The 6,406-nt window shown below is 65.3% G+C and carries 5 protein-coding genes and 1 pseudogene; 1 reads left to right on the top strand and 5 read right to left on the bottom strand.

The features are described 5' to 3' along the window. The 5 genes and pseudogenes from KBI5_RS27300 to KBI5_RS08265 all read right to left on the bottom strand — a co-directional run. Positions 1 to 343, bottom strand: a pseudogene (locus KBI5_RS27300) (hypothetical protein); the annotation flags it as partial. Further along, positions 327 to 1,091: a 2OG-Fe(II) oxygenase gene (locus KBI5_RS08280; RefSeq protein WP_206745246.1), complete on the bottom strand. Its 765-nt coding sequence runs from the start codon at positions 1,089 to 1,091 to the stop codon at positions 327 to 329. The gene KBI5_RS08280 and the pseudogene KBI5_RS27300, both read right to left, overlap by 17 nt. Positions 1,092 to 1,096: 5 nt before the next feature. Next, on the bottom strand, positions 1,097 to 1,291 hold the full coding sequence (locus KBI5_RS26200; RefSeq protein ID WP_139168563.1) for a hypothetical protein: 195 nt from the start codon (positions 1,289 to 1,291) through the stop codon (positions 1,097 to 1,099). A 440-nt stretch (positions 1,292 to 1,731) separates the two neighbouring features. Further along, positions 1,732 to 3,621 (bottom strand): radical SAM protein, encoded by a 1,890-nt coding sequence (locus KBI5_RS08270; RefSeq protein WP_084680884.1) that lies wholly within the window; start codon positions 3,619 to 3,621, stop codon positions 1,732 to 1,734. 37 nt (positions 3,622 to 3,658) lie between these two features. Beyond that, positions 3,659 to 4,093: an NUDIX domain-containing protein gene (locus KBI5_RS08265; protein WP_085014882.1), complete on the bottom strand. Its 435-nt coding sequence runs from the start codon at positions 4,091 to 4,093 to the stop codon at positions 3,659 to 3,661. Positions 4,094 to 4,975: 882 nt separating this feature from the next. On the opposite strand from KBI5_RS08265, the gene KBI5_RS08260 reads away from it, so the two are divergent. After that, positions 4,976 to 5,809, top strand: coding sequence for a class I SAM-dependent methyltransferase (locus KBI5_RS08260; protein ID WP_241882747.1), 834 nt, complete (start codon positions 4,976 to 4,978; stop codon positions 5,807 to 5,809). Positions 5,810 to 6,406: the final 597 nt, after the last annotated feature.

Here is a 6,406-nt window from a genome sequence, read left to right as displayed (position 1 = left end):
GCTGGACGAAGTCATCAACAGCCTCCTGGTACAGCAACGCGAGTAGACAAGCTGTGGACAGAATGAGTCGGTCAGCGATCACGGACCCACGCGACAGTGCCGGTATGAGGTTGTGTCGGGCGTGTAGTTCCAGGTCCAGACGTACGGCGCGGGTGGCGTCCCGCAGGTCCGGGGCCGGTCGGCCCGCTCGAAGCTCGATGATGGTGCGGGTGGCGTCCAGAGAGAGCCAGGAGAATTGGCCAATGTGTGCAACAGCGATGTTCTCATCGGCCGCGGCGGCAAGCACGCGGTCGCGTACGGTGCTCTTTCCTGCGCCGRCTATCCCCTCAATGGCCAGGAGCATGCCCGTTACCTCCGGACCGTATCGAAGGTTGCTGGCCGGCTTCGGAGATGAGCCAACTGATGAACTTTGCAACTCGGCCTCGGATCACTGGCTCGGTGCCATGGGCCAGCTGGGAGCCGTAGAACAACGCCGTTCCCGGCGCGGGCGTCACGCTCCACCGTGTGCGGGGCATTCTGGTGAACCAGTCTGCGGAGTGATCGGCACCGTCGTGGGCCAGGCACATCCCGGGCGTGTATCCGTGGACTGAGGCATCCCCAAGGGGAGGGCTCCACAGGTGGTTGCTGGAAGTGGTCTCGACATAGAAGGCTCCGCCTGCGTCCGCATCGTCGATCAGGACGCTGATCCCGGCAATCTGGCGCGGCCAGCGGAGTGGGTCAGGAGCGATCCCGTCGAGGTGTGCGGTGATGTGCTGGCCGGGGCCGTACTCGACGTAGGTCCACGGACGGCACGCCGTGATAGACGGCATGACTCGTGCGAGCACCGGCTTGGCGCGGCTGAAGGCGCGTTGCAGTAATCTTTCGGCCTCGCTCGGGATGTGTGCAACCTCGACGCGGCCAGCCGGCTCGTAGACGGCCATGGCCTGCTCGGCGGAGTGGCCAGGGATTTCGTGGATGGACGTGGTGCGAGCGTCACCGAAACGGGCTGAGTGCTGACCATCCAGGAAACCCGCCATGATCGCGACGAGACGGGCCCGTTCCTTGGCGTCAAGAAACCCTTCGACGCTGCCGACACCTACTGTCTCGGCCATATGTATCACGACTGGCTCCCCGTACGAAGCAGCACGCGACGGACGTCATCGAGGCCGGCACAGTGGTTGAGCCAGCCGACAACCGGACGCTGAGCCGTCGCGCTCAGGTCATCCCACAGCGCCAAGAGTTCCCCGATCAACGGCAGCTCGTCCGCGCTCGGCAGAGTCAGCCTGTCGGCTCTGGTCTCGATCTCGGCCATCACCCGACACGAAACGTGGTGCTGTGCGGCGAAGACACGGCCAAGGCGGTCTGCCGCTGCCCGCTGGCACGCACGGACGATCGCTTCGCCAGGCTGGACGTGGTGGTAGGCGTGGTACTCGGTCTCCACCCAGCACGCTGCGACAGCCTCGGCCGACCCCCTCACGCAACAGGTCGCGCAGCAATCGCTTCCCTGGCCGGGGCAGTCTCGCCGAAACGCGGGGATGGTCGCAGCGACTTCGGCAATGGCAGCCCAAGCAGTCGACGTCAGCAGCCTCTCAACAGTGGGGCGGCGGCTGAGGGCAGAATGGTGGTTGCAGCACGGAGACCCGAGACTCGGATCTACGGACGCGACCGGAAGGGCGGGCTCGATGAAGAGCGCATGAAAGTATACGATCCGTCCGAGAAGCTGATGGATCGTCGACACGTCACCGCCGCCGGTCACGTTGCGTCCAGGGCAAGCCGGTCGGTTGTTGCAGGTTGCATCAAGCAGGCGCAGACATATCCAGGTGTCGGCTTCTCGCGACGTAGCGCGGCCACGAGCACGTTCGTTGCAGTGTCCACGGCGGCGAAGTACGCCGACCAACTAGCCCCGGATGCCGGTCGCAGCCGCAGGTCGAGAACGGGCGTGGTCCGCCCCGTGGCCTCGCACGTCAGGTCACAGCGGCCGACGAGTAGCTGAGTTTGTTCCGGAAGCTCGGGTTGAGCGGTCATCGCCACTCGGCAGAGAGCAGCTGCGGTTGTTGCATATTCAGCCCGGTCACGTGGCAGGATTCCGACCCGTCGTTCGGCAGGAGGCAGTTCCCGGCCGGTGTAGCTGTGACCTTCACAGCTGTCGTAGGTGACGAGTCGCCAGTCGCAAGTGACAGCGTCGACGAGGGAGCGGATGCCGGGCTCAATTGCCTCGTGCCATCGGGGATGTGCGGGGTCGAGGTCGTCAGCCTCGTGGACGCCGGATAGACCTACCGTGTTGATGTTTCCTTCCAAGCTGGTATGAATGCGCACGTCTTCCCGTGGCGCATCCGGGTTGTTCCAGCGCGCGAGGAAGGCGGCGATATCCCGCATGCTATTCGGTTCTCTCGGACTCCAACGCAAGGTTTGACACCATGCGCCCGCCGGGTCGGCAGGTTGCGCAAGCAACGCGGCGATTCCGTTGATCATTCGGATGCGATAATCGCAGTAGGCGTCCTGGGCTCCAGCTAGGTCACTGCGCAATCGGGAGGCGAGGCATCCACCTCCGCAGGCAGTTCGATATTCGCAGGTCGCGCACCGACCCATCAGGTTCCTGGCCCCAGCGAGGATCGTCGAATGCTGCTGCGCGCCGGCCACCTGCTCGATGTCGGCTGACTGGTCCAGCACAGTTAGGCGAGCTTGCGGCCAGGGCAGCTCGTCGCAGCTACCGAGCCGGCCGTCGGGATAGAGCGTGAAGACGTGGTCGCACTTCAAGTTCGAGAAATGGCAGAAGGTTGTGTCGAGGCTACGTAGGCGCCTGATCGTCGACACGGCCGGCTCCAACTTCATACGGGTGAAATACCCGGCGCTGATCCAGCGGATCGTAGCTGCGATCACGAAGTCGGCGTACTGGTCCGGATCGATCGCCCAACTTGGATCTGTCTCATCCGCAACATGGGCTTGCTGAAGCTGTCGACTGATCGGTAGGCGACGGCCCGGAACCGCGGTGGGACGTCGGACGGAGGCGTCGAAGCACGGAACGAAACTGACCGCGTTAACCGCATGGAATCCGGCGATATGGTCTAGGACAGCCTCGGCCCGGCTCAGGATGGACGGAGTGACGGCACAGATGACGCCCGCCTGACGGCCGCGGTCAGCCAGCAGTTGCAAGGCTGCGGCCACGCGCGGGTACACGGGCCTGCCGTCGTAGCCGACCCGCCATCTGTTTCCTTCAGAATCCCCGTCCAACGAGATGCCGATCCGCAAGTCGGGACAGACCTCCTCGAAGAGGTCCAACCACTGCTCATCCAAGAGCACGCCGTTGGTCTGAAGTGAAACACCGACGACCGAGGGCTGCGCCGCGAGAGCAGAGAGCACGTCGGCGACGTGAGCAATACCGGCAGTAAGTGGCTCCCCGCCGTGTAGCTCCACAACGATACGCCTACCCCGGAAGAGTTCAGCGAGCCGGTGTACCTGGCCGGCGTCGATCCGCGCCCCTCCCGGGGTCGCCTTGCGCTTCTCATAGCAGTAGAGACAATCGATGTTACAGGTCTCGCCGCGCAACTTCAGAATCACCGAAACGGCACTCGCAGAGTCTGCCACATCCAAGCTCCGGTAAAGCAGGTCAATTTCTTCCCGCTGCCCGGTATTGTGACTCATGACCTGCCTCCATAGTGCCGAGGGAAAGCAAGGGGTCTCAGTCGTACAGGCGCCCTAGCAAAGCTCCTTGCCCGGACTGAAGAATGTGGGCCGCCTCCAGCGGCACCCAGAAGCACTCGAAGTGGGTGGGCTCCTGTTCACCGTCATGGTCTTCCTGGCTGGCCCACCGGTCCGGCGCGGGCTCGGTGATCTCAAGATGGAAGACGTGGCGGTGCTGTATCTCGAACCGATACGGACTGATGTCGTATTCGACCTCACCGAGTTTGCGCACGATCTTGAAGTCCGTCAAGCCCGTTTCCTCGCGCGCCTCCCGCAGGGCTGCCTTCTCCGGGGTCTCGCCCTCACGGATGCTGCCGGCCGGCACCTGGATGCCAACTTCCTCGTAGCTATAGTCGGTGTGCCGGAACACCAGCAACTTGCCATCGCGCACAATATAACACAACACTTTTTCCTTGATGCTCTTTTCTGGCATGAAGAACTCTCTCTTGTTGGAGTCAGGAGGYGCGGCTCACCGCATCTCTGGTCGACCGAGCGCGCCACCGCGAGTCGCGATCCCATGGCGAGAGCCCATGCGATCATCGTTTCCGGCGAGCGGCAAGTATAGAACGGTCACCATCACAGTCCCGCACCACCTTGAGTCCGCCGAGTCGCTGATCATGACGCAACTGCATACGCGTCGGGTCCAGCGACGCCCGCCGAGTCTATCGGGACGAGCGTGACTTCGTGCTCACTCTGAGAAGATGCGGGCCGAAGCGCGAGCCGCTGGGACACCTGATCGGCTCGATCGGTGAGCAGGCTTGCGGGCAGCTGACGAGGTCTTCCCAGTTCACAGCCCTATGGCCGACTGGTGGGCACCCGATCCGGCGTCATGCAGACTGGACGCCACCGTGGCCCCGGCAAGCCGGCGTGCCTGGTCCTGATTTGGATCCGGGAGTCTTACAACGATCCCGGGGAACGCGATTCGGACCGGTCTGTCTGGCGACCAGCGAGTCCGAGTCCGGACCTGGACTCCGATCATGTTCCGTCAGCGGCCCCCACGCCGGGCCGGCCACTAGTCCGGACCGACGCCGCTGCTGGCCCGGTGATGTAGATCGCCGAGGAGGTGCCTCACGGCTTCGTCACGGTCCGGTAGCTGCGCCCCGGCGGGAATCCCTGGTGCCATGGGAGCCATCTCCGGGTGCCGTCCGCCAACGCAGGCGAGACACGATCATGGCATGAGCTGCGACGCCTCAGATCGACTGGCAGCGCCGAAGGTCTTGATCTGCCATCGGATCTGGGGGCAAGTCGCGGTGGCAGTGAGTTGCGAAGCGGGAGGCCGCGGTCGAGGCGGGGCAGGCAAAACAGATCGCCAAGCGTGGGCGGGCTTTCCATACTGGGCCGGGTGGAGATCGRTAGCCGGGTGACGGCCCGGTATGAGCTGGTTGACGAGGACGACCGTCTGTGGCGGCCGGGCCTGGGTGACCTGGTCCGGCTGCGGACCTGGGACATCTTCGCGCGGTTCCTGCCCGGGCACGGCCGTGTCGTGGATGTCGGTGGCGGTCCAGGGACGCACGCCGCGCACCTTGCCGGGCGCGGCTATGACGTTCTCCTTGTTGACCCGGTCGCCCGCCATGTCGAGAGGGCACGGTCCCGGTCCCGGTCGCAACCGCACGCGCCGTTTCGCGTCGAGTTGGGTGAGGCCCGTCGTCTTCCCGTTGCCGATAAGACGGCCGATGTCGTGCTGCTGATGGGCCCGCTCTATCACCTTGTCCAGCGGGATGACCGGGTCGCGGCGCTGCGCGAGGCGGCCCGGGTCCTTCGGCCGGGTGGTGAGGTTCTGGTCGAGGTCATCGCCCGGCACGCCTGGGTTCTCGACGCGGCGAAGAAGGGCCTGTTGGGAAGCGGCGAGATCTGGGACGACTTTGACCGCAACCTGCGTGTCGGCCTCAGCCAGGACCCGGCCCAGTCGGCCGCCGGCGGCTTCTGGGCCTACTTCCACCGCCCTGAGGAGTTGCGCGCGGAGCTCGACCTCGCCGGCTACCGGGACATCCGCCTGGTCGCGGTGGAGGGTTTCGCCTGGCTGCTGGGGGACCTGGAGCAGCGGATGGCCGACCCTGGCGATCTGCTCAGGGCGGTCCGCCTGACCGAGACCGAACCGTCGATGCTCGGAACGAGCGCTCATGTCATCGGCGTGGCCCGCAAGCCGTAGGGCTATCGGCTGACCTGTCCAGCGCGCCGGGAAGCCTCAGGCACGCCGGCAGCACCTCAGCGCAACTGGCGAGCGACACGCGCGGCCGGTTCGTGATGGTGAGCCCGTCGTCGGCCATGCGACAACCGTCACTGTCGCCCGTGCTCCGACAACCATGGTTGTCGCGCAAGATCGCTGTGCAGATTGGGCGCCCAGCGCGGGTGGTCACAGCGGACCGGTCGCGGACTGGTCAATGTGGACCATTGATCGCTGGCATTGGCCGCGCGTGTCACAGCGTCGCAGGTCAGCGCCCTGGTGCCCCCGATGTGCTGTGTCGCTGTCTTTGCACGATCCCGCTGTGCCATCGCATCCCGGCCCATAGGGGGCGTTGCCGGCCCGGTGGCCACGCGCCCCCGTCCGAGCTGCCGAGATCGTGCACAGCGTGCCACCGTCACGGCGCGGGCAACGACGCTCCCGTGACGGTGGCACTCCCGCTGGCCTATCAGCGCCCGTCACGCTCGGCCCGCCAACGATCCAGGGACGTGGCAGGAGGGGGGGCGACCGGAAGGGCGGTTCGCGTGCCAGCGTGGCTCTCAGCCGCCATGGCGGGCAGGTATG

The sequence above is a fragment of the Frankia sp. KB5 genome (assembly GCF_002099325.1).
GTDB classification, from domain to species: domain Bacteria; phylum Actinomycetota; class Actinomycetes; order Frankiales; family Frankiaceae; genus Frankia; species Frankia casuarinae.
Note: the sequence above shows the minus strand (reverse complement) of the source record. Positions and strands in the feature narration are given on the sequence as shown.

What these genes read in the sequence shown, in the direction of transcription:
- KBI5_RS08280 (WP_206745246.1), bottom strand. Translation starts at nt 1,091, where the DNA reads ATGGCCGAGACAGTAGGTGTCGGCAGCGTCGAAGGGTTTCTTGACGCC.
- KBI5_RS26200 (WP_139168563.1), bottom strand. Translation starts at nt 1,291, where the DNA reads ATGGCCGAGATCGAGACCAGAGCCGACAGGCTGACTCTGCCGAGCGCG.
- KBI5_RS08270 (WP_084680884.1), bottom strand. Translation starts at nt 3,621, where the DNA reads ATGAGTCACAATACCGGGCAGCGGGAAGAAATTGACCTGCTTTACCGG.
- KBI5_RS08265 (WP_085014882.1), bottom strand. Translation starts at nt 4,093, where the DNA reads ATGCCAGAAAAGAGCATCAAGGAAAAAGTGTTGTGTTATATTGTGCGC.